Source organism: Micromonospora matsumotoense, assembly GCF_050951065.1.
Classification (GTDB): Bacteria; Actinomycetota; Actinomycetes; order Mycobacteriales; family Micromonosporaceae; genus Micromonospora; species Micromonospora matsumotoensis.
Genome location: NZ_CP192025.1, coordinates 3,434,404 through 3,454,483, shown reverse-complemented (window position 1 = coordinate 3,454,483; position 20,080 = coordinate 3,434,404). Strand labels below are relative to the sequence as shown.

The window sequence follows — 20,080 nt, the reverse complement described above, 5'->3', positions numbered from 1 at the left end:
TCGCGCCCCACCCACCGCCCGGGGCTAAGCCGACGTCCTCCCCCGCCGGGTGGGCGGAGGAGGACGTCGGGTGTCGCGGTGCGCCTGGTCAGCCGATGGTGAGGTTGCCGCCGGAGGCGGTCAGGGTGCTCTCCCGGGTCGTCGACCCGGTCCAGTCCGACGAGAAGAGCAACCGGTCACCGTCCCAGACGGTGATTCCGAGCCCGTCGCGCCGGCCCGGCTCGCCCCGGTCGGTGGCGGTCACCCGCATGGTCAGCCCGGTGGCCACGGCGACCGGGGTCTGGGCGGTGGAGATGTCGTACAGGGTGACCTGGTAGCGCAGGTCGGCGGAAGCTTCGCCGGCCACCGTGGCGACGCCGAACGACTCCAGCGCCGTGCTCTGGAACTTGTACCGCTTGCCTGCCGACTTGTAGCCGACCTTCGCGCTGCCGACCAGCTTCTTGCCGTTGTTGATCCGGCCGTCCAGGGTCACCTCGATGCGCCGGTCATCGTCGAGCGGGTAACCACCGGCGGTGGCCCCGCCCCTGAGGTAGCCCGAGCCGGCGACCGACCGGCCGTACCCGCCGGCCACCGTGACGGTGGCCGTCGCACTGCCGGTGTACGCCCCCGACAGCGTGGCGGTGACCGGGTGCGCGCCGTGCGGCAGCACGGCGCGGCAACTGGCCGAGCCGTCGTCCGCCGCCGCGCCGAACGGCGTCGCGACCGCCGTGCAGAGGGTCTCGCCGCCCTCGGTGAAGGTCACCGTGGCGTTGCGGACGTCACCGCCACCACCAAGGACGGTGGCCCGCAGCAGCACGCCGGTCGAGTCGGCGTCATCCACCGGGGAGGCCAGGGCGTCACCGGTGTAGGTGACCGTGGCGGCGCGTACCTGGGTGATGGCGAGGTCGGCGTCGCTCAGGTCGAAGAAGACGTTGCCGACCGCCTCGATCTTCAGCCGGCCCCGGGCGGTGTCCACGTTCGGCAACGTCACCGTTGCCGCACCGGTGTTCGGGACGCGCTCCGCCAGCACGTACGGGAAGGTCGCCCCGCCGTCGGTGGACAGCGAGATCCGCACCTCGCTCACGTTGATCGGCGCGGTGTCCGTGCCGGCCACGTCCCAGGTGACCGGGGCGGTGCCGCCGCCGAGGTGGGCCGTCGGCATCGCCTGCGAGGTGACCAGGAACGGTCCGGCCGCCGGGGCGACCGTCAGCGCCACGTCGGCGCTGCCGATGCCGCCGCCACCGGGGTGGTGGTCCCGGCCGGTGAGCCGGAAGTGCAGGGTCCGGTCGAAGGTGGCACCGACCCAGTCGGCGGTGGGCAGGAACTCCGAGTAGCAGTCCACCGTCGCGGCCGGCACGTTGCTCGCTCCGCCGGTGGCCGGCGGTGCCGGCGCGGCCGGGCAGGCCCCGGTGGCGGCGTTGGTGTTGTTCGCGGCGATCTGGGTCAGGTTGGGGAAGTGCCGGGTGGGGTCGGTGGTCACCGCGTTCTCGCCCGGCGAGTGGTACTCCAACGTGTCGGTCGGGCTGACCGCCGCCGCCTCACCGAACTGCCGGAACAGCGGCCCGTTGGTCTTGGTGTTGTTGACCAGCGCGGTGCCGGTGCTGCCGCCCCGGTCGTTCTGCTCCCACAGGTAGCTCACGGTGTCGCCGTCGGCGTCGGTCGCGCCACCGGTCAACGCGAACGGGGTCCGCGCCGGAATGGTGTGCGCCGGTGCCGGCACGGTGACCACCGGGGCCCGGTTGCCGGTCTGCGCGGTCGCGAAGCCGCCGTTGCCCGCCGCGCCGCCCCGGGCGGTCTCGCCGACGAAGCCGGTCATCCCCACGGTGTCGGTGAGCCCGAGCGACGACACGTCGACCCCGGCCAGCGGGCCGCCGCCGAAGGTGACCTGGAAGCCGGTGTCGTTCGGCGCGCCGAGCCCACCGAAGGCCGTCACGCTGACGGTGGCCCCGGCCGGCCAGCCGGTGATCGCCTCGATGGCCGCCTTGATCCCGGCAGCGGTGTAGTTGCCGCCCCGGACGACCGGCCCGGAGGACTGCCCCGCGTAGCTGATGGTGAACGAGTCGCCGTCGGTGTCGAAACCGGACAGCGAGACGGTCTGCACCTCGTTGAGCGCCGCCCGGGTGCCGGTGACGAACGTGCTGATCTCGGTGTAGCTGCGCTGCGACCAGTACGGGTCGCTGTGCGGCTGGAGGTTGTCCTGCTGGCAGATGCCCGCGTACGCCATGATCGACGATCCGCTGCCCGGCTCGTACGAGTTGGCCGCGCTGCGGTTGCTGCCGGAGCAGTTGTACTGGGTGCCGTTGAACGTGTGGTTGCCGGCGAACTGGTGCCCGACCTCGTGCGCGACGTAGTCGACCGCGTAGAAGTCGCCGACCGGCGTCGGCAGGCCGGTGCAGCCCCGGGCCTTGCCGTCCAGCCCGACCACGCCGAGACCGGCCACCCCGCCACCGGGCAGGCCCAGTCCGATGTGCCCGACGTCGTAGTTGCCCGCGCCGACGAGCTGACCCAGCACGATCCGGTTGCGGTTGAGCAGCGAGCTGGTGCACGACGAGATCTGCGCCGGGGTGTAGCAGGCCGCCGCGCCACAGGGCCCGTTCGCCTCGGTGGCCAGGGCGGCGGTGTTGAGGTTGGTCTTGTCGGTGTCGTTGACCAGCACCAACCGGATCGCCGTCTCGTCCTCATAGATCTGGGTGACCCGGTTGATCAGGGTCACCTTGGCCGCGGTGACGTTCTCCGCGCCGAAGAAGGTGGCGTACGAGGGGTCGGTGACCAGGGCCAGCCGGTAGGTGCGCAGGGTGACCGGCGGACCCGCCGGTTCGTCCCCGGCCGCCTCCGGCGTCAGCGCCTCGGCCGCCGCCGCGACGTCCTCCCGCTCCACGAGGGCCGGGTCGGTGTCGAGCAGGTCCCGGGCGAAGTAGCTGGCGTAGACGCTCTGGTCGCCGTGGTAGTACGGGTCGAGATACCAGCTGCCGCCGGTCGACCGGATCGAGGCGTGGAAGCCCAACGGGGTCAGGTCGGCCCGGATGGTCGCGGTCGGGTCGTCCAGCCCCCGGCCGACGTACGTGCTGATCTCGGGGTGCCGGGCGGCGAGCCCCGGCTCCATCACCGGCGAGTCGACAAGCGCGAACCGCTGGAACCGCCCGGTCGGGGTGGGCAGCGCGACGGTCAACGCCGACTGCCCCCGCCGGGCCGCGCCGGCCCGCTCGGCCGGCACGTCGGCGAGGGTGTCCGCCAGGCTGGCCCGGTCGAGGGTGTACGCGACGAACCGCTCGGCGCGGATGTCGGGCACCCGCCCGTCGCGGGCGTTCGTCGACAACTCGCCGGGTAGCTGCCGCCACGGGCCGGCGTCGGTCGGCGCGGCGACCGCCGCAGCGCCGCCGGTCAACGGCAGCGCGGTGGCGACCAGCACCGCGGCGAGCAGGCCGGCCAGCCGCCGACGGCCTGGACCGGCGGAATCGGGGGGTGGAACCGTCATCGAGGGGGCCTCACTTCACGAGGTCGGGGAACGGGCCGGATGGCGTGACGTTCGTGGGCCACACCGGGCTGTCCCGGGAAGCACACGCTATGACGGGTCCCCTGTCGACAGACATCATCCGTAAAGTCGAAGCGGCGACAGCGACGGCAGTGTAGATCGTCCCCTGTGGGGCGGCGACGCCGTGACCGAGGACGCGGAGCGCGGAAGAGACCACGCCGTCGCGCGGCTCGGCCGGAACAGGCTCACCGAGGTCCGCCGGGCGGTCGGCGGGACCGCAGCGTCGACCGGGACCGGGCCGCGGCCGGCCGCGGCCCCGACACCCCGCCCGGCCGGCGGTGACCAGCCCCGGGGGGGGTACCGCCCCGGCGACTGTCAGAGGGCTGGTCGATCGCCCCGGATGCGGGCGTGCAGATGCATGTCGTGCCGGCCGTCGCGATGGACGGCGTCACTGCGCTTGGTGCCCTCCAGAAGGAACCCGGCCCGCAGCGCGGTCCGACAGGACGCGGCATTACGGGTCGAGTGATCCAGGTGCAGACGGTGGAAGCCCGCCCCGTCCAGCGCCCAGTCGCCCAGCGCCGTCAACGCCCGGGACGCCACCCCCGCCCGCCGGGCGGCGGGAAGCACCCAGTACGCACATCCCGCGACGCCGTCGTCGAGATCCATGCTGGTCAGGGCGATCCGGCCGCGCACCTCACCGCCGCCCCGGGTCACCGCCCAGCTGGCACCGGCCTCCCGCGCCCAGGCCTGGTGGTATTCCACGAACCACTCCCGGACCTGACTCTCGGAGGCAGGATGACGGCTGTGCCAGTGCCGGATCTCCGGATCCTGGTAGGCGGCCAGGAACACCGGGGCGTCGGCTGGCTCCCAGGGGCGCAGGACCAGGCCACCCGGCGCGGAGAGGGTCGGCTGCGGGCCGGCGGCGAGGGCCCCGGCGGGAATGGTCGGTGGCGTGGAGAGCGGTACCCGCACACCTCATCCTCCCCCACCACGGCGGACCGGTGTCAAGCCGCCGGGGTCATCCGGCGACGTCGACGTCGACGCGGGAGACGCCCCGGTGCGCGCCGAGGCGTTGCGCCTGCGCGACGATGCTGTCGCGGGTGGCGGCGGACAGCGTGCGCCACGGCCGGACGGCGAGCTTCATCGTCCGGCCGGACTTACGGGGACGCCAGGTGCCGACCAGCTCGCCGCCGGCCAGGATGGCGCCGGGGCGGCCCAGCACCGGCCACAACTCCTTGGCGCGGGCCGCGTCCGGCACCAGGGTCGCCCGGTCTCTGGCCTGGAGGAACAGGTCGTACGGGCCGAGCAGGCGGACGGCCGTGGTGTCGTCGCAGGAGACGAGTGCCGGCGCGTCGGCGGCCAGCACCGAGCGGGCCTCCCCGTCGACCCGTACCTCGGTCACGTCCTCGGGCCAGCGGGCCTTCACGTCCCTGACCGCGGCGTCGAGATAGTCGGCCACCTGCTGGGGGGTGGCCGGGCCGAGCAGCCGCAGGTAGGCGCGGATCAGGTCGAACCGGTCACCCGAGGTGGCGGCCCTGGTGAATCCCGGGATGCGGTGCAGGACCGGTGGCGAGGTGTCCGGGCGCAGCTCCAGCCCGGCCCGCACGGCCGCCAGCCGGAACGGCATCTCGTAGAGGTGGGTGGCGGCGCAGGGGCGGCAGAACCGGAGGTAGGGCTGGGGCAGCAGCTCGGCCAACCGACCGGAGACGTCCCCCTTGACCGTCGGCGTGGTGACGACGTCCCGCAGCCGCGCGGCCACCTCGTCGAGGGCGGCCAGGTTGCCGATGCCGGCCGCCTTCAACGGCTTGGCGGCGTCATAGATACGTTTACCCGCGTCGGCGTCGGAGTACGGCGCGACCGCCGCCGCCACCTCGCCCACGTCGGCGCGTCGGTAGAGGTGCGGCGCACCCCGCACGGTCCAGAGCAGGACCAGGTCCGCCAGGGACGGTGCCGGCACCTCGACCCCGCGCACGGCCAGCGCCCACCGGCCGCCGTCGGGGCCGGTGTCCTGCGCCCCGATGTCGAGGATCGCGGTGTCGGCGAGCGTGCCCCCGGGCCGGTCGAGCTGCTGCGCCTGCACGCGGAAATGCAGCACCTGCCGCCGGTCGATCATCCGGCCAGCCTAGGCGGCACCCCCGACAGAACCCGCCGCCGTCGGGTTCGGCACGCCGACAGCGCCCGCACGGCACGCCGACAGCGCCCGCACGGCACGCCGACAGCGCCCGCACGGCATGCCGACAGCGCCCGCACGGCATGCCGACGGCTCCGGCCGGCACCCCGGGGTGCCGGCCGGAGGGGTTCCCCGCCGCTACTCCTTCAGGCCGATGTGGTCGATCGGCGGGACCCGGAGCAGCCGGCGGATCGGCCACACCGTGGTCGCCAGCGCCAGCAGGGTCGCGCCGCCGAGCACCGCCACCGCGCCCAGCGGCGGCACGTACGGGAGCGGGCTGCCGGTCAGCGCGCCGACGATCGCACCCAGGGTCAGCGCCGCGATCGTCGCGCCGATCAGCACCGCGCTGCCGAGCAGCCCGGCCTGCTCGGCGTGGACCATCCGTCGGACCTGCCGCCGGGTGACCCCGACCAGCCGCAACAGCGCCAGCTCGCGGCGGCGGGCCAGCGCCGCCAGCACCATCGTGGTGGCCGCGGCCAGCACCGCATAGCCCACCAGCACGCCGATCAGCAGCCGGTTCAGCCAGGCGCCGAGGGCCAGGTCGGTGCCGATCAGCCGGGTACGGGTGGCCGCGTCGCGCACCTGACCGCCCGGGTGCCCGGCCGACCAGGCGGCCAGCGCGGCGTCGGCGTCCGGGCCGGCCCGGACCAGGATCTCGTCGGCGGTGACCTCGGCGGTGTGCCCGGTGACCGTCCCGGTGGCCAGCGTGACGTCGCCGAAGCCGAGGCCCCGCCCGTATATCGCGACGACCCGCAGGGTGACCGGGGTGCCGTCGCCCAGCCAGAGGTCAGCCCGGTCGCCGACCTGCCACCCGGATGCGGACGCCTGGGTCGCGGACAGCGCGACGGTGCCCACGGCCAGGTCGGCCAGGTCGCCCTCGCGCACGTCGAGGTCCAGAGTGTCGGTGAGGCCGACCGGGTCGACCGCCTGCGCGTCGACCGGCGCGATCCCGTCGATGGACCGCACCACCACCTGGGTACGGCGTACCGCGGTGGCGGACCGCACCCCGGGCAGCTCGCGGACCTGGCCGGCGGCGTCGGCGGGCAGCCCGCCCGGCGCGGTCAGCACCCGCTCGGCGCGCGTCCCCGCGCCGCTCTGGGCGACGGTCTGCCGCTCCAGGTTGGTCTGCAGGAACCAGACCGAGCCGCCGAGCCCGACCGACAGCACCAGGGCGGTCAGCACCGTCGCCGTGCCCTGCGCGTTGGCCCGCAGGTTGGCCGCGGCCAGGTGACCGCTGACTCCCCAGAGGCGGGGCAGCACCGGGGTGAGCAGCCGGGCGGCGTACCCGTTGATCCACGGCGCGAGCAGCGCCACCGCGACGACGAACAGGTAGAGCATGCCGGTCGCGCCGGCCAGCGCGCCGGTCGCGCCGGTGCTGCCGACCGTGAACGCCCCGGACAAGCCGGCGCCCGCCAGCGTCAGGCCACCGGCGACCAGCCGTGCCCGGCCGGGACGTCGGGGTTCGACAGCGATCTCGCCGAGCGCCTCGACCGGCCTGATCGCGGTGACCCGACGCCCGGCGAGCAGGGCGGCGAGCACCGCCACCAGCACCGCCGTGCCGGCGGCGGCCGGCACCGCGAGCAGGCCGCCGGTCATCGGGAAATCGGCCGGGACGAACCCCCGGTCGACCAGCTCACCGTGCACCCAGCGGGCGGCCAGCAGACCGGCCGGCCCGCCGAACGCGGCGGCGACCAGGGCGAGCAGGGCGGCCTCGGCGAGCAGCATCCGACGCACCTGGCCCGGGGTGGCCGCGATCGCGCGCAGCAGCGCCAGGTCCCGGCGGCGGTGCCGCACGGAGAGTCCGATCGTGCCGGCCACCACAGAGACGATCAACAGGACGACGTACCCGCCGAATGCCGAACCGGCGGCGACCAGCAGGCCCTGGGCGGCCAGGTGCGCCGACTGCTCGGCCTTCCCCCGGTCCGCGCCGACGTAGGTCGTGGCGCCGGTGGGCGAGACGATCCGGCGGACCGCGTCGGCGACCGCGTCGTGGTCGGCGTCGGGCGTCAGCCGCACGCCGATCGCATCGACCCGTCCCGGCTGGGCGGACAACCGGGCGGCCTGCGCGTCGGTGAAGAACACCGAGGCGGTGCCGGTGTCGACGGTGGCGCTCACCCGGTAGGACCGGCCGACCCCGCCGACGACCAGGTCGATCCGGTCGCCGGGGGACACGCCGAGCCGGGCGTCGGCCGCCACCTCGTCGTCGGCGCGGGGCGCGCCGCCCGTGGTGACCGGTCGGCCGGCGAAGGCGTACGTGCCCCAGCCGTGCCCGACGGCTGCGGGTACGCCGACCGGCACCCGGTCGTCGCCGGTCACCGCGGCGACGCCGGGCAGCCGACGGAGCCGTTGCACCAGTGCCGCGTCCACCGAGCCCCCCTCGGGAAGGCCGACGGTGCTGGTGGTGGTGTCCCCGTCGAACTCCCGCACCTGGTGGCTGACCGCGCGGTGGGCGACCACCAGGTCGGCCGCCGCCCAGAGCCGGGGCTCCGGGCGCCACCGCAGCCCGGCCTCGACAAGCGTGCCCATCGCGACCAGGATCATCACCCCGGCGACCAGGGCGAGCAGCGTGGCGACGGCCGGTCCGGCGCGGTGCCGCAGCAGCCGGGCGGCGAGCCCGGTCATCGGACGGCCCGCCCGTCCAGCGTCGCCAGGTGCTCGGCGATCCGGGCCGCACCGAGTTGCGGCAGGTCGGCGACGATCCGGCCGTCGGCCAGCACCAGCACCCGATCGGCGTACGACGCGGCGACCGGGTCGTGGGTCACCATCACCACGGTCAACCCGTGTTCGTCGACCACCGCCCGCAGCAGCGTCAGCACCTGGGCCGCGGTGTGCGAGTCGAGCGCGCCGGTGGGCTCGTCGCAGAAGATCACCTCGGGCCGGGTGGCCAGTGCGCGGGCGATCGCCACCCGTTGCTGCTGGCCACCGGAGAGCGCCGCCGGCCGGTGGTGCAGCCGGTCGGTCAGGCCGACCCGGGCGACCACCCGGCGCAACCAGGCCCGGTCCGGGCGGACCCCGGCCAGCCGCAGCGGCAGCACGATGTTCTCCTCGACGGTGAGCGCGCCGATCAGGTTGAACGCCTGGAAGACGAACCCGATCCGGGTCCGCCGTAGCTCGGTCAGCCGGGTCTCGGACAGCCCCGACAGGTCGGTGTCGCCGATGACGACCCGGCCGGAGGTGGGCCGGTCGAGCCCGGCGGCGGTCTGCAACAGGGTGCTCTTGCCGGACCCGGAGGGGCCCATCACCGCGGTGAAGGTGCCCCGGTCGAAGCCGACGTCGACCCCGGCCAGCGCCGTCACCGGGGTACGGCCGGCCGGATAGACCCGGGTGAGCCGGGCGACGCGCACCGCCGTGCCGACGGGGCGGGCGGGGGCGACGGGCCCGACCGGGTCGACGGGCCGCGCGGTGTCGATGGGGTGTGCCGGATGGACTGGCATCCTGGTGGCCTCTTCCGTGTCAGCGGGGGTGGGCTGCGCGCACCAGGAACGCTATGCAGGTCGGCGACCGCGGACCATCCCGCGGACTACCGGCCCGGGGTACCGCAGGCGCTACCCCCGGCCGCCGTCGAGATGGCGCAGCACCGCGGTGACCCGGCGGTCGACCCGGTCGTCCGGGGGCAACTGGAGCTTGGCGAAGATGCTGCGGATGTGCTTGTGCACCGCGCCGTCGGTGACGAACAGCCGCTCGGCGATCGCGGTGTTGCCGAGCCCCTCGGCCATCAGCCCCAGCACCTCGCGCTCACGCGGCGACAACTCGCTCAGGGCCGTGTCCGGCCGACGGTGGCGGGCCAGCAACTGCCCCACCACCTCCGGGTCGATCACGCTGCCACCGTCGGCGACCCGGCGCAGCGCGGCGAGGAACTCCTCGACCCGGCCCACCCGCTCCTTCAACAGGTAGCCGAGCCCGACCGCGCCGACCGAGAACAGGTCGGTGGCGAACGCCTGCTCCACGTAGGCCGAGAGGACCAGCACCGCGAGGCCGGGCTGGCGGCGACGGGCCTCCACCGCGGCCACGATGCCCTCGTCGGTGTGCGTCGGTGGCATCCGCACGTCCACGATCGCCACGTCCGGCGCGTGCGCGTCGACCGCGGTCAGGAATTCCCCCGGGGTGCCCGCCGTGGCGACCACATCCAGGTCCTCCGCCCGCAGCAGCAGGGCCAGCCCCTCCCGCAGCAGCGGGTCGTCCTCGGCGATCACGATCCGCACGGCAGCTCCACCTCCATTCTCGTCGGCCCACCCGGTGGGCTGGTCAGGGTCATCCGACCGTCGTACGCCCCGACCCGCCGACGGATGCCGGTCAGCCCCGAGCCCCGGGTCTCGTCGGCGTCGCCGTGCCCGTCGTCCTCGACGGTCACCAGCAGCCGACCCTGCTCACGGCGTACGGTCACGTCGACCCGGCCGGCGCCGCTGTGCCGGACCACGTTGGTCAACGCCTCGGCCACCACGAAGTAGGCGGTGGCCTCGACCGAGACGGCGCAGCGTACCGGCACCTCGACCGTGAGCCGGCAGGGCACCGCGCAGCCGCTGGCCAGCCCGGCCAGGGCTCCGTCGAGACCCCGGTCGTCCAGCACGGGCGGCAGGATGCCGCGCACCACCGTCCGCAGTTCGCCGAGCGCCTGTTCCGCCGCGTCCTGCGCCTGCCCGAGGATCTCGTCGGCCCGGTCCGGGTCCCGCCGCACCGCCCGACGGGCCGCCCCCAGCAGCACGTTGACCGCGACGAGCCGGTTCTGCGTGCCGTCGTGCAGGGACCGTTCGATGCGGCGCAGTTCGACCGCGTGGGCGTCCAGCGCCGCGGCCCGGGTGGCGGTCAGCTCGGCGACCCGCAACGACAGGTCGACACCCGGCGGCGGGGGCAGCAGCCACCGGCCCGGCCGGGCCTGGAGGCGGGCCAGCACCGGGCCGACCGCGACCGTGGCGGCCAGCCAGCCCACCCCGAGCAACCCGACCATGAGCGCCTCGGCCAGCCCGTCGATGCGCCACCAGACGATCCCCGGTGCGCCGGCCTCGGGCGGGAGCAGCCGGTACCACAGCGGGAACGTGATGTCCTGCACGGCATAGAGCGGCAGGGCCAGGCCGAGCAGCCCGCTGATCAGGCCGGTGACCGAGTGCAGCGTGACCCAGCCGAGTTCCCGACGGACGAACGGGTCGCGCACCGCCACCCGCAGCGCGGCCGGTACCGGCCCCGGGGCGGGGATCGGCCCGCCCCAGCGGGACAGCCGGGCGCGCTCGCGGTCGGCCACCGCGCGTACCGCCCGCAGCGCGCCGGGTGCCGCCGGCAGCCCCACCCAGACCAGGCAGGCCGTCGCGACGCACACCGCCCAGAGCAGCGCGGCCAACGCCAACAGTGCGGTGCCGAGCCCACCGACGAGGTGTTCGAGGGCGTCGACCGAGGCACGGGCCCGGTCCCGCAGGTGTGTCATCGCCAGACCTCCCGCGCCAACATAGGCCACCACGGTGCCCGGCCGGCAGCGTCCAGCGCGGAAAGTACCGCCTGCTGTACCGCCGGTGGTGGCGCTGGCGGGATCGTCCCGCCGCAGCGTCCCGCCTAGCGTCGAACGGGTCGATGCACGTCCGCCCGAGGAGGCAGCCATGACCGATCCGTACCGTATCGCCGACGCCCCGGCCGGCCCGCCGCAGCGGCCGGTCGGCCTGCTCCGCCCGCTGCTGTGGTTGGTCCTGTTCGTCAGCGTGGCGGCCAACGTGGTGCTGACGACCGCCCTGGACGACCCGTGGATCGGCTCCGCGTGCGGACTGGTGGCGGTGCTCTGCGCGGGGACGCTGATCGTCCGGCACCGCCGGGGGCGGTGACCGACGCACGGGGCGCGGGGCCGGTCCGTCTCCGGCGCGGGCCGACGGTGGGCCGGCCGCCGCCGACCTGCCCCCACCGACCTGCCCCCACCGACCGGCGCTCAGCGGCCGGTAGGGGCGGTACGGAGGGTGAGCACGTAGCTCGCGGTGAGCGCGACGGCCCGGTCGTCATCCCCGGTCAGCCCCGCCAGGGCCCGGGACGTCGTGTCCCCCGGGATGCCCGCGAGCGCCTGGGTCAGCCGGCCACGCGCCGCCGCCCCGAGGTCGCCGTGGGTGAGCAGGTCGATCAGGCGCGCGGCGATCCGCTCCGCCGTGGCGGGATCGGTCGCCAGCGCGCTCAGCGCGTCGGCGGCGTCGACGTCGTTCACCTCACCGACGATCATGTCGATGAGCGTCGGTACGGCGTCGGGTTCACCACGGGTCCCGAGCGCCAGCGCCGCGTACCTGCCGACCACGGGGTCCGGGTGGCGCAGGGCGTCGCGGAGCAGCGTGGTGGCGTCCCGGCCCGGGATCTCGACGACGGCCCGGACGGCACGTTCCCGCACCTCGGGCGCGGGTGCGTCGAGCCCCTCCGCCAGCAGGGGCAGCCCGTCGGCCCCCGCGTGGGCCAGCGCCCAGCGCAACGCCCCGGCGACGTTCGGGTCGGACTCGCCCAACGCCGCCTCGACCAGCGCCTCCACCGGCACCGGGACCTCACCGACCGAGGCCAGCGCCGCGCGTTGACGCTGGCCCGCGCGCGGTGAGCCCAGGTCCCGCAGGAGCGCGACGGCCCGGAGGACGTCCTGCCAGTCGGTGGGCCCGGCGGCGTCGATCCGCCGGAGGCGGGTGAGCAGCTCCCGCTCCGCGGTGATCCGCGCCCGCGTCTGCCGGATGAGGTCGTCGACGAGTGCCGAAGGGGTGAAGGCGGGATCGTCGAGCGCCCGCCCCACCGCCCGCAGCGACAACCCCAGCGAGCGCAGACTCTCGATGTGGAAGATCCGTCGGAGGTCCGCGCTGGAGTACTCGCGGTAACCGACGCCGGTACGACCGGTCGGTCGCAGCAGGCCGAGCGACTCGTAGTGCCTGAGCATCCGGGCGCTGACGCCGCAGCGTCGTGACACGTCACCGATCAGCACCGCTTCACCCCTGCCCGCCGGTCCCGCCGAGAGCCACGATGCGCGTCGCCTCCGCGATGGAGAACTCGAATCCGGCGTCCGGGTCGCGCAACAGCCGCTGCGTGGCGACCGCGTGCGCGCGTACCCGGGGATCCGGATCCGTCCCGGCGGTCTGTAGGACCGGCGTGCCGGCCTCGCCGAGGGTGGCCAGCGCCCGGCTGAGGCTCCACTGCGTCGCACGGTCGCCCCGCCCGAGCTGGGTGGCCAGCACCTCGGCCAGTCCGGATTCCGCGCCGTCGGGCACCAGGGCGACCGCCGCCCGCCAGGCGCTGCGCGCCACCTCGTCGTCGGTGTCGGTCAGCAGGGCCCGGGTGATCGCCGGCCAGGCCCGCCGGTCCCCGATCTTGGACAGCGTGTGCAACGCCTGACTGCGGGCCCGGGCGCCGGTCGACCCCAGGGCGGCGACGAGCCGGGGCACCGTCGCCGCCGGCGGGTGACGGGTGAGCGCCCAGGTCAGCATCTCGCGGACGGAGAAGTCCGGTTCGGTCGCGCAGCGGGCGACGAGCGGGTCCACGAACCCCGGGTCGGGGGCGGTGCCGATCGCCAGCGCGGCCCGCAGCCGCACCGACGGGTCACCACTCGCCAGCCCTCGCAGCGCCCGTGTCGTGTCCGTTTCCGATCTGGTCATCCGGACCACCTCCCCGGCGCAGTGTTGCCCCTGACACCGTGTCAGGGTCAACCGGAGCCCGCTGCGTCCACCGATCCGGTAGGCGTCCGCCCGGTCATCGGAGCCCGCGGCATCCGCCCGAACCGGTAGGCGTCCGCCGGGTCACCGGGGGCGGCGCAGGGCGGCCGGTGGACCGAACCGGACCGGCACGCCTGGTGAGTACAGCACGCTGACCGGCGGTCCGGTCGGCGTCGGCAGTCCGGCGGCGGTGACCAGCTCGTCGTCCAGGTGCAGCAGCTCGGCCCGGTGCAGCGGCCACTGCGGATGCCAGTTCGGCAGGTGCCGGGTGCGCCCGTACGCCCGGGTGTGCAGGCCCCACCGGGCGGTGAGGAAGTGCTCCAGCGGGGTCGGCCGGCGGATCGGCGCACCCACCCGGACCACCATCCGGCTGGTCGTCCCGACCGGTCCCGGCCAGCGCCGACGACACCGGTAGCTGCGCAGGTCACCGTCGTGGTCCAGCCGCATCGCCGACCACAGGTACGGCAACCGCAGGGTGATCCGGGCGACCAGCACCGGGATCAGCCGGGACGCGTCGAGGGAGCGGAACACCACGGCCCGCCGACCGGCCTGGTCCACCGAGTAGAGCCGTACGTTGGTCTCCCAGAAGGTCCCCAGGTACGGGACGGCCGGCCCCCGGCCGAAACCGAGGCCGACCATCCGGAAGCCGATCAGTCCGACGTGGGTGGTTCCGTCGAGGGTGTCCGGGCGGGTGCCGGCCGGCAGCAGCGGCGCGACGAGTTCCGGGGCGACCGCCCAGTGCAGGAAGGTCAGGTCCGCCCAACGCTGGCGCAGCAGCGTACGGGGGAACGTCGGGGCGGGTGCGGGGTCGACCGGCTCGATCTGCACGCACCCATCCTGCTCCGCCACTCCGACGACGGGTGGGGTGGGTCAACGGAGGGTCTGTCGGGCCGTTTCCCCGGCGACGGTGGGCGACGGGGCGGCGGAGCGACGGGCGACGACGAGTCCGAAGGCGGCGGCGGTGCCGAACATGAGGCTGCCGTAGACCACCGACGGCATGGCCATCGTGGCGTTGTCCAGCAGGGTCGGGCTCATCCCGATGGTGATGGCCAGGGTCGCGTTGTGCAGGCCGATCTCGAAGGAGGAGGCGACCGAGTCCCGGTGCCCGGCCCGCAGCAGGCGTGGCGCGAGGTATCCGACGGCGAGGCTGATCAGGTTGAACAGCACCACGACCCCGATGATCTCACCGAGGGTGGCCAGGACGTCGTCCTTGATGCCGGCCACCGCCCCCACGATGATCACGGCCAGCACCACGACGGAGGTGATCTTGACCGGGCGTTCCATCCGGAGGGCGAAGGCGGTGAACCGTCGCCGCAGCAGCATGCCGATGGCGATCGGGATCAGGACCAGCGCGAAGACCTGGACCACCTTGCCGAACTGGAGGCCGATCGTGCTGTCCGCGCCGACGAAACCGGCCACCGACAGGTTGACGATCAGCGGGAGGGTGAACAGGGCGAGCACCGAGTTGATCGCGGTCAGCGACACGTTGAGCGCGACGTTGCCCCGGAACAGGTGGCTGTAGAGACCGGCCGTGCTGCCGCCCGGCGAGGCGGCGAGCAGCATCATCCCCACCGCCAACTCCGGGCGGAGGTCGAAGGCGGCCACCAGGCCCAGGCAGATCGCCGGCAGGATCAGCATCTGGCAGCCGAGGCAGATCAGCACCACCCGGGGATGGCGGGCCACCCGGCGGAAGTCCTCGACGGTCAGGCTGAGACCGATGCCCAGCATGACGATGCCGAGGGCGACCGGAAAGAGGGCGAGCGACAACCCGGAACCCATGACCCACCACCCTCCCACATGACATTGACCTTCTTCGTTGCAGCCTGGCATCGACCGGTCCCGTCGGTCATCTCGCCACATGCTCAGCCACCCCCGACGACCGGTGTCGAGTAGCCGACGGCCGGCCGGGACGAACGGATGCGCACGACTGAGATGATTGCTCTATGTCAGCTTCTGATCACATCGATGGCTCCGCCGGCGCCCCCGCGCACCACGAGCAGGACCGCACCGCCGAGCAGGGGCGCATTCCGGTGCAGGAGCGGACAGCGGACGCCGGACCCGCCCGACCCGACGACGGGGACGGCGACCCCGGTCCGCCCGGCAGCGGCGCGGACGAGCCGTCGGCCGACGCTCGGCCGACGCGCCGACAACGGCTGGTCCGGTCGATTCCGACCATCGTCGCCGTACTCGCCGGGGTGGTGGGGGTGGTGGGCGGAGTCGTGGCGTTGATCCCGCACCCGGCCCCGCCCTCGCCCTTCGCCGAGTCGGCCTTCTCCGAGGCGTTCAACTCGCCGCTGGCCGACCCGCAGGAGGCCGACCGCTACTACGCGAGTTGGATCGCCCCCGACCGCGACCCCGACCCGGACGACTCCTGGACCACCGAGGTGGACACCACCAGCGGCCTGTTCCGACTCACCAACCGGACGGACCGCAACGCCGTGCGCTACCACTGGGTCAGCGTCCGGGACGACGCCACCGGCACGGCGCTCGACGCCGCCGACCGACCGGTCACCGTCGACTTCCGGATTCCCGAGCGCGGCACGCCGGCAAGCTCGGCGGGCCTGCTCTACCGGTGTGCCGGCGAGCCCCGGGCGTACTACGCCTTCCTGGTCTCGTCCGACGGCACCTACTCGTTCGCCGTCCGCCGGCCGACCGGCGGTGGGTTGTCCTACCAGCTCACCGAGGTCTCGGACCGGATCCGGCCCGACGGCTGGAACCGGATCGGGATCGTCGCCCACGGTGACCGGCTCGACCTCTATCTCAACGACACCCGGGTCAGGACGGTGCCGGCGGTGGAACTGACCGACGGGCAGAGCGGGGTCATCGCGACGAGCACCGGTGTCTTCGAGTTCGACAACTTCCAGCTCTACCGGTGACCGCAGGACACCGACAGGCCCGGTGCCGGAGCACCGAATCGCCTCCGGGAGCCGATGGCCGGCCACGGCAGTCGACACCGGGTGTCGGGTAGTGGACGCAGCGTAGTCGGGTGCCCGCTAGAGGTGGGTGCGGGGTGAGCGGAGGGTGACACCAGTCGACCCGCCACTGCGAGACGAGGTAGTCATGCCCGTCACTCCGAGCTATCCCGGCGTGTACATCGAGGAAGTCGCGAGTTCCGTCCGCCCGGTGATCGGCGTGGCGACCGGGGTGACCGCCTTCGTGGGGTACGTCCGGACCGGGCCGGAGAACCGCGCCGTCCGGGTGGACACCTTCGGCGATTTCGAACGCCGCTTCGGCGGGGTCGACCGGGACTCCGAACTCAGCCTGGCCGTGCAGCAGTTCTTCCGCAACGGCGGGGCCGCCGCCCTGGTCGTGCGGGTGCCCCGCGCCGATGCCCGGGCCGCCTCGGTGACCCTGCTCGACAAGATCGGCGCCGGGGCGAAGTCCGCGCTGCTGCTGGACGCGACGAGCACCGGCGCGTGGGGCAGTGGGCTGCTCCTCGACGTCGACCACGACGGGGTCGCCGACGCCAAGTCGTTCAACCTGAGCGTCTCCGACACCGCCACCGGCGACACCGAACGGTTCACCGACCTGTCCGCCGACCCGACCAGCGCCGCGTACGCGGTGGCCCTGCTCAACGACCCGGACCGGGGTTCGGCGCTGGTCCGGGCGCGGGCGGGTGCCGCCGGGGCGGGCCGGCCGGTGCCCAGCGGCACGGCCGGCGCGGCGATCGGCACACCCACCGTGGACGCCGCGAAGAACTACCGGCTCACCGTGCAGCCGGACCGGCCCACCAAACCCGACCCGAACGACCCCGCCAAGACCCTGCCGGCGGTCGCCCCGGTGACCGTCACCGTGCTGGACAAGGGCGAGCGGCTGCCGTCCTCCCCCGCCGGGGTGGCCGCGCTGCTGCAACGGAAAATCAACACCGTGCTCGGCGCCGCCGACGGCGCGGCCGGCCTACGGGTACGGGTGACGCCCACCGCCGCCGGTGGGCTGCGCGTCCTCGGCGACGTGGACGCGTTGGTCGCCCCGGCGGCCGTGGACGCCGCCTTCACCGTCGCGGGGGTCTCCCCCGCCGGTGACGTGGCCGACGGCGCGGCTCTGCTCGGCCTGTCCGGCGCCACCACCAACGTCGGCCGGTTCAGCCCGGTGGGCGCCAAGCGGCTCGGCCAGGGCGACCTGGTCACCGGCTCCGACGGCACCGCCCTGCCCGGCACCGCCGCGCTGATCGGCAGCGAGGCCGCCTACTCCGGCATCTACGCGCTGCTCAAGACCGATCTGTTCAACCTGCTCTGCATCCCCGACGCCACCCGGGCCCGGCACGGCGACCCCGGCGTCGTCGACAACGGGTTGGACCCGGAGGCGGTCTGGTCGGCCGCCTACGACGTCTGCGTACGCCGCCGGGCGGTCCTGCTGGTCGACCCGCCGCCCGGCGTGGACGACCCGGACCGCGCCCTGGACTGGATCAACCAGCTCGGGGTCAAGGGCCCCAACGCGGTGGCCCACTTCCCCCGGCTGCGCATCCCCGACCCCACCGACGGCTTCCGCCCCCGCACCGTCGCCCCCGGCGGCACCCTCGCCGGCCTGTACGCCCGCCAGGACACCGAGCGGGGCGTGTGGAAGGCGCCGGCCGGCACCGAGGCGCAGCTGCGCGGGGTCACCAGCCTGGTCTATCCGCTGACCGACACCGAGAACGGGGTGCTCAACCCGTTGGGGCTCAACTGCCTGCGCACCTTCCCGGTGACCGGCACGGTCAACTGGGGCGCCCGCACCACCGCCGGGGCGGACGTGCTGGCCAGCCAGTGGAAGTACACCCCCGTCCGACGGCTCGCGCTCTATATCGAGGAGAGCGTCTTCCGGGGCACCCAGTGGGCGGTCTTCGAGCCCAACGACGAGCCGCTGTGGTCACAGCTGCGACTGAACCTGACGTCGTTCCTGCAGGACCTGTTCCGCAAGGGCGCGTTCGCCGGGCGTACGCCGCGCGAGGCGTACCTGGTGCGGTGCGACGCGGAGACCACCACCAGCGACGACCGGGACCGGGGCGTGGTCAACGTGGTCGTCGGGTTCGCCCCGCTCAAACCCGCCGAGTTCGTCATCGTGCGGATCCAGCAGCTCGCCGGCCAGAGCCCGTCCTGAGAGGTGTGAGTCATGGTGCAGTTCGCGGTCAACCCGACGCGCTTCGACCCGTACAAGAACTTCAAGTTCCGGGTGAAGTGGGACGGCCGCTACGTGGCCGGGGTCAGCAAAGTCAGCGCGTTGAAACGGACCACCGAGGTGGTCAAGCACCGCGACGGCGGCAACGCCTCGACCAGTCACAAGTCGCCGGGGCGCACCGAGTTCGAGGCGGTCACCCTGGAGCGGGGGCTGACCCACGACGCCGAGTTCGCCCAGTGGGCGGGCCGGATCTGGGCGCTGCACGCCGGGCCTGGCGCGGAGATGTCCCTGGCCGACTTCCGCCGGGACATCACCATCGAGCTGCTCAACGAGGCCGGCCAGGTGGCCCAGTCGTACCGGCTGTTCCGCTGCTGGGTCTCGGAATACCAGGCGCTGCCGGAGCTGGACGCCAACGCCAACGCGGTGGCGATCGAGCACATCAAGCTGGAGAACGAGGGCTGGGAACGCGACGAGGCGGTGCCCGAACCGGCCGAACCACGGCTCGGGTCGTGACCGTGGGGCCGCCGCTGACCGAGGTGGAGCTGGTGCACACCTGGGACAGCGCGCTCGGTCGGCCCGGGCCGGGCCGGGGGCTGCTGCTGCTCGGCCGGGCCGACGCCGACCGGCTGCCGGTGGGCGAGGTGACAGCCCTGCTGCTGGCCGCCGCCGCCGGCTGGACGGGCGGCCGGGTGGCGGCCACCGTGGACTGTCGGGTCTGCCCAGAGCACCTGGAGGTGACCCTCACCGTCGCCGACCTGCTGGCCGCCGCGCCGGAACGCACCGACCCGGACCGGACCGCCGGGCCGTTCACCCTGACCTGGCGGGGACACCTGCTCACCCTGCGGCTGCCCACCACCGCCGACCTGGCCGGGGCGGCCCGGGCCGGCGACGCGGCGGCGGCCGAGCGGTGGTTGTTCGACGCCTGCCTGCTCGACGCCGACCCACCGCTGGCCGACCCGTCCGCCGCGCTGCCGGCGGTGTCCGCCGCGATGGCCGATCGCGACCCGCTCGGCGTCGTCGCGGTGTCGTTGACCTGCCCGAGCTGTGGCGGCACCACCGAGGCGCTGCTGGACGTGCCGGCCTGGGCGTGGCAGGCCGCCGACGCCCGGGTCCGCCGGCTGCTCGACGAGGTGCACCGACTCGCCCGGGCCTACGGCTGGTCGGAGGCGGAGGTGCTGGCGCTGGGCCCGCACCGGCGGGCCGCGTACCTGGAGCGGGTCCCGTGACCGGCTACCTGGCCGCGCTGGCGGCGCTGGCCGTCGGCACCGCCCCCGGCTACGCCCGCGCGGCCACGGCCGCTTCGAGCCGGAAACCCCGCAGGCGGACGGGTTCCTGACCGACGAGCAGGAGCGGACCGCGCCCCCGCCGGCCGGCCGCCCGGTCGTCCCGCCGGTAACGGACCCGCCGCGAGCACCCCGCGCCCACGTCGCGACGCCGCCGCCCGTCCCGCTGGGGACGCCACCGGCACCGGTCCTCCGGACGCCGGAGCCCGCTGCCGGGCCCCGACCAATGCCGCCGCCCGACCCCGCCACCCCCGGGGCCGCCGGACCGGACCTGCCCGTAGCCGGGCCGGCCCCCACGGCTGCCGCCGGCCCGACCGCGACCACGTCCACACCCGCCACCGGGCCCGCACCGACGAGCCGGGCCACGCCGCCCCGCCCGCCGGTCGCCCCGGCCGTCGCGGACCGGTCACCGCAGCCACCCCGCCGGGACGCCCCGGAC

The 20,080-nt window shown here is 74.7% G+C and carries 16 protein-coding genes; 5 read left to right on the top strand and 11 right to left on the bottom strand.

All coding sequences use genetic code 11. The annotated features are described in order from the left end of the window. Positions 1-88: 88 nt before the first annotated feature. The 7 genes from ACQP1S_RS15190 to ACQP1S_RS15160 all read right to left on the bottom strand — a co-directional run bounded on the left by ACQP1S_RS15190 (position 89) and on the right by ACQP1S_RS15160 (position 11,037). Positions 89-3,454, bottom strand: a complete 3,366-nt coding sequence (locus ACQP1S_RS15190; protein WP_432907215.1) for a M12 family metallo-peptidase — start codon at positions 3,452-3,454, stop codon at positions 89-91. A gap of 372 nt (positions 3,455-3,826) precedes the next feature. Beyond that, positions 3,827-4,423, bottom strand: a complete 597-nt coding sequence (locus ACQP1S_RS15185; RefSeq protein WP_432907214.1) for a GNAT family N-acetyltransferase — start codon at positions 4,421-4,423, stop codon at positions 3,827-3,829. A gap of 46 nt (positions 4,424-4,469) precedes the next feature. Then, positions 4,470-5,564, bottom strand: a complete 1,095-nt coding sequence (locus tag ACQP1S_RS15180; protein WP_432907212.1) for a winged helix DNA-binding domain-containing protein — start codon at positions 5,562-5,564, stop codon at positions 4,470-4,472. A gap of 195 nt (positions 5,565-5,759) precedes the next feature. Continuing rightward, a complete protein-coding gene (locus ACQP1S_RS15175; RefSeq protein ID WP_432907210.1) occupies positions 5,760-8,243 on the bottom strand; it encodes an FtsX-like permease family protein in 2,484 nt (827 codons plus the stop codon). Beyond that, positions 8,240-9,055, bottom strand: a complete 816-nt coding sequence (locus ACQP1S_RS15170; protein ID WP_432907208.1) for an ABC transporter ATP-binding protein — start codon at positions 9,053-9,055, stop codon at positions 8,240-8,242. The genes ACQP1S_RS15175 and ACQP1S_RS15170 overlap by 4 nt, the downstream gene beginning before the upstream one ends. Before the next feature lie 111 nt (positions 9,056-9,166). Then, complete coding sequence (locus tag ACQP1S_RS15165; RefSeq protein WP_091239950.1) at positions 9,167-9,823, bottom strand: response regulator transcription factor; 657 nt, start codon at positions 9,821-9,823, stop codon at positions 9,167-9,169. Next, a complete protein-coding gene (locus ACQP1S_RS15160) occupies positions 9,811-11,037 on the bottom strand; it encodes a sensor histidine kinase (protein WP_432907207.1) in 1,227 nt (408 codons plus the stop codon). The genes ACQP1S_RS15165 and ACQP1S_RS15160 overlap by 13 nt, the downstream gene beginning before the upstream one ends. A gap of 169 nt (positions 11,038-11,206) precedes the next feature. Here ACQP1S_RS15160 and ACQP1S_RS15155 point away from each other — a divergent pair, with 169 nt between their 5' ends. After that, on the top strand, positions 11,207-11,425 hold the full coding sequence (locus ACQP1S_RS15155; protein ID WP_432907206.1) for a hypothetical protein: 219 nt from the start codon (positions 11,207-11,209) through the stop codon (positions 11,423-11,425). 101 nt (positions 11,426-11,526) lie between these two features. Here ACQP1S_RS15155 and ACQP1S_RS15150 read toward each other — a convergent pair whose 3' ends face one another. From ACQP1S_RS15150 to ACQP1S_RS15135, 4 genes are all read right to left on the bottom strand, one after another. Then, positions 11,527-12,540 carry a HEAT repeat domain-containing protein gene (locus tag ACQP1S_RS15150; protein ID WP_432907205.1) on the bottom strand — a complete coding sequence of 338 codons (1,014 nt, stop codon included), beginning with the start codon at positions 12,538-12,540 and terminating at the stop codon, positions 11,527-11,529. Between the two features lie 4 nt (positions 12,541-12,544). After that, positions 12,545-13,207 carry a HEAT repeat domain-containing protein gene (locus ACQP1S_RS15145; RefSeq protein ID WP_432907203.1) on the bottom strand — a complete coding sequence of 221 codons (663 nt, stop codon included), beginning with the start codon at positions 13,205-13,207 and terminating at the stop codon, positions 12,545-12,547. Between the two features lie 141 nt (positions 13,208-13,348). Continuing rightward, positions 13,349-14,092: a YqjF family protein gene (locus ACQP1S_RS15140; RefSeq protein ID WP_432907201.1), complete on the bottom strand. Its 744-nt coding sequence runs from the start codon at positions 14,090-14,092 to the stop codon at positions 13,349-13,351. A 42-nt stretch (positions 14,093-14,134) separates the two neighbouring features. Then, complete coding sequence (locus tag ACQP1S_RS15135) at positions 14,135-15,043, bottom strand: bile acid:sodium symporter family protein (RefSeq protein WP_432907199.1); 909 nt, start codon at positions 15,041-15,043, stop codon at positions 14,135-14,137. A 164-nt stretch (positions 15,044-15,207) separates the two neighbouring features. Here ACQP1S_RS15135 and ACQP1S_RS15130 point away from each other — a divergent pair, with 164 nt between their 5' ends. From ACQP1S_RS15130 to ACQP1S_RS15115, 4 genes are all read left to right on the top strand, one after another. Beyond that, on the top strand, positions 15,208-16,140 hold the full coding sequence (locus tag ACQP1S_RS15130) for a family 16 glycoside hydrolase (RefSeq protein WP_432907197.1): 933 nt from the start codon (positions 15,208-15,210) through the stop codon (positions 16,138-16,140). A gap of 184 nt (positions 16,141-16,324) precedes the next feature. Next, positions 16,325-18,340, top strand: coding sequence for a phage tail sheath family protein (locus tag ACQP1S_RS15125; RefSeq protein WP_432907195.1), 2,016 nt, complete (start codon positions 16,325-16,327; stop codon positions 18,338-18,340). Between the two features lie 12 nt (positions 18,341-18,352). Beyond that, positions 18,353-18,871 carry a phage tail protein gene (locus tag ACQP1S_RS15120; RefSeq protein WP_432907193.1) on the top strand — a complete coding sequence of 173 codons (519 nt, stop codon included), beginning with the start codon at positions 18,353-18,355 and terminating at the stop codon, positions 18,869-18,871. After that, positions 18,868-19,584, top strand: a complete 717-nt coding sequence (locus ACQP1S_RS15115; protein ID WP_432907191.1) for a hypothetical protein — start codon at positions 18,868-18,870, stop codon at positions 19,582-19,584. The genes ACQP1S_RS15120 and ACQP1S_RS15115 overlap by 4 nt, the downstream gene beginning before the upstream one ends. The last annotated feature ends 496 nt before the right edge of the window (positions 19,585-20,080 follow it).

What these genes read in the sequence shown, in the direction of transcription:
- ACQP1S_RS15120 (WP_432907193.1), top strand. Translation starts at nt 18,353, where the DNA reads ATGGTGCAGTTCGCGGTCAACCCGACGCGCTTCGACCCGTACAAGAAC.
- ACQP1S_RS15155 (WP_432907206.1), top strand. Translation starts at nt 11,207, where the DNA reads ATGACCGATCCGTACCGTATCGCCGACGCCCCGGCCGGCCCGCCGCAG.
- ACQP1S_RS15145 (WP_432907203.1), bottom strand. Translation starts at nt 13,207, where the DNA reads ATGACCAGATCGGAAACGGACACGACACGGGCGCTGCGAGGGCTGGCG.
- ACQP1S_RS15130 (WP_432907197.1), top strand. Translation starts at nt 15,208, where the DNA reads ATGTCAGCTTCTGATCACATCGATGGCTCCGCCGGCGCCCCCGCGCAC.
- ACQP1S_RS15170 (WP_432907208.1), bottom strand. Translation starts at nt 9,055, where the DNA reads ATGCCAGTCCATCCGGCACACCCCATCGACACCGCGCGGCCCGTCGAC.
- ACQP1S_RS15180 (WP_432907212.1), bottom strand. Translation starts at nt 5,564, where the DNA reads ATGATCGACCGGCGGCAGGTGCTGCATTTCCGCGTGCAGGCGCAGCAG.
- ACQP1S_RS15190 (WP_432907215.1), bottom strand. Translation starts at nt 3,454, where the DNA reads ATGACGGTTCCACCCCCCGATTCCGCCGGTCCAGGCCGTCGGCGGCTG.
- ACQP1S_RS15125 (WP_432907195.1), top strand. Translation starts at nt 16,325, where the DNA reads ATGCCCGTCACTCCGAGCTATCCCGGCGTGTACATCGAGGAAGTCGCG.
- ACQP1S_RS15175 (WP_432907210.1), bottom strand. Translation starts at nt 8,243, where the DNA reads ATGACCGGGCTCGCCGCCCGGCTGCTGCGGCACCGCGCCGGACCGGCC.
- ACQP1S_RS15135 (WP_432907199.1), bottom strand. Translation starts at nt 15,043, where the DNA reads ATGGGTTCCGGGTTGTCGCTCGCCCTCTTTCCGGTCGCCCTCGGCATC.
- ACQP1S_RS15160 (WP_432907207.1), bottom strand. Translation starts at nt 11,037, where the DNA reads ATGACACACCTGCGGGACCGGGCCCGTGCCTCGGTCGACGCCCTCGAA.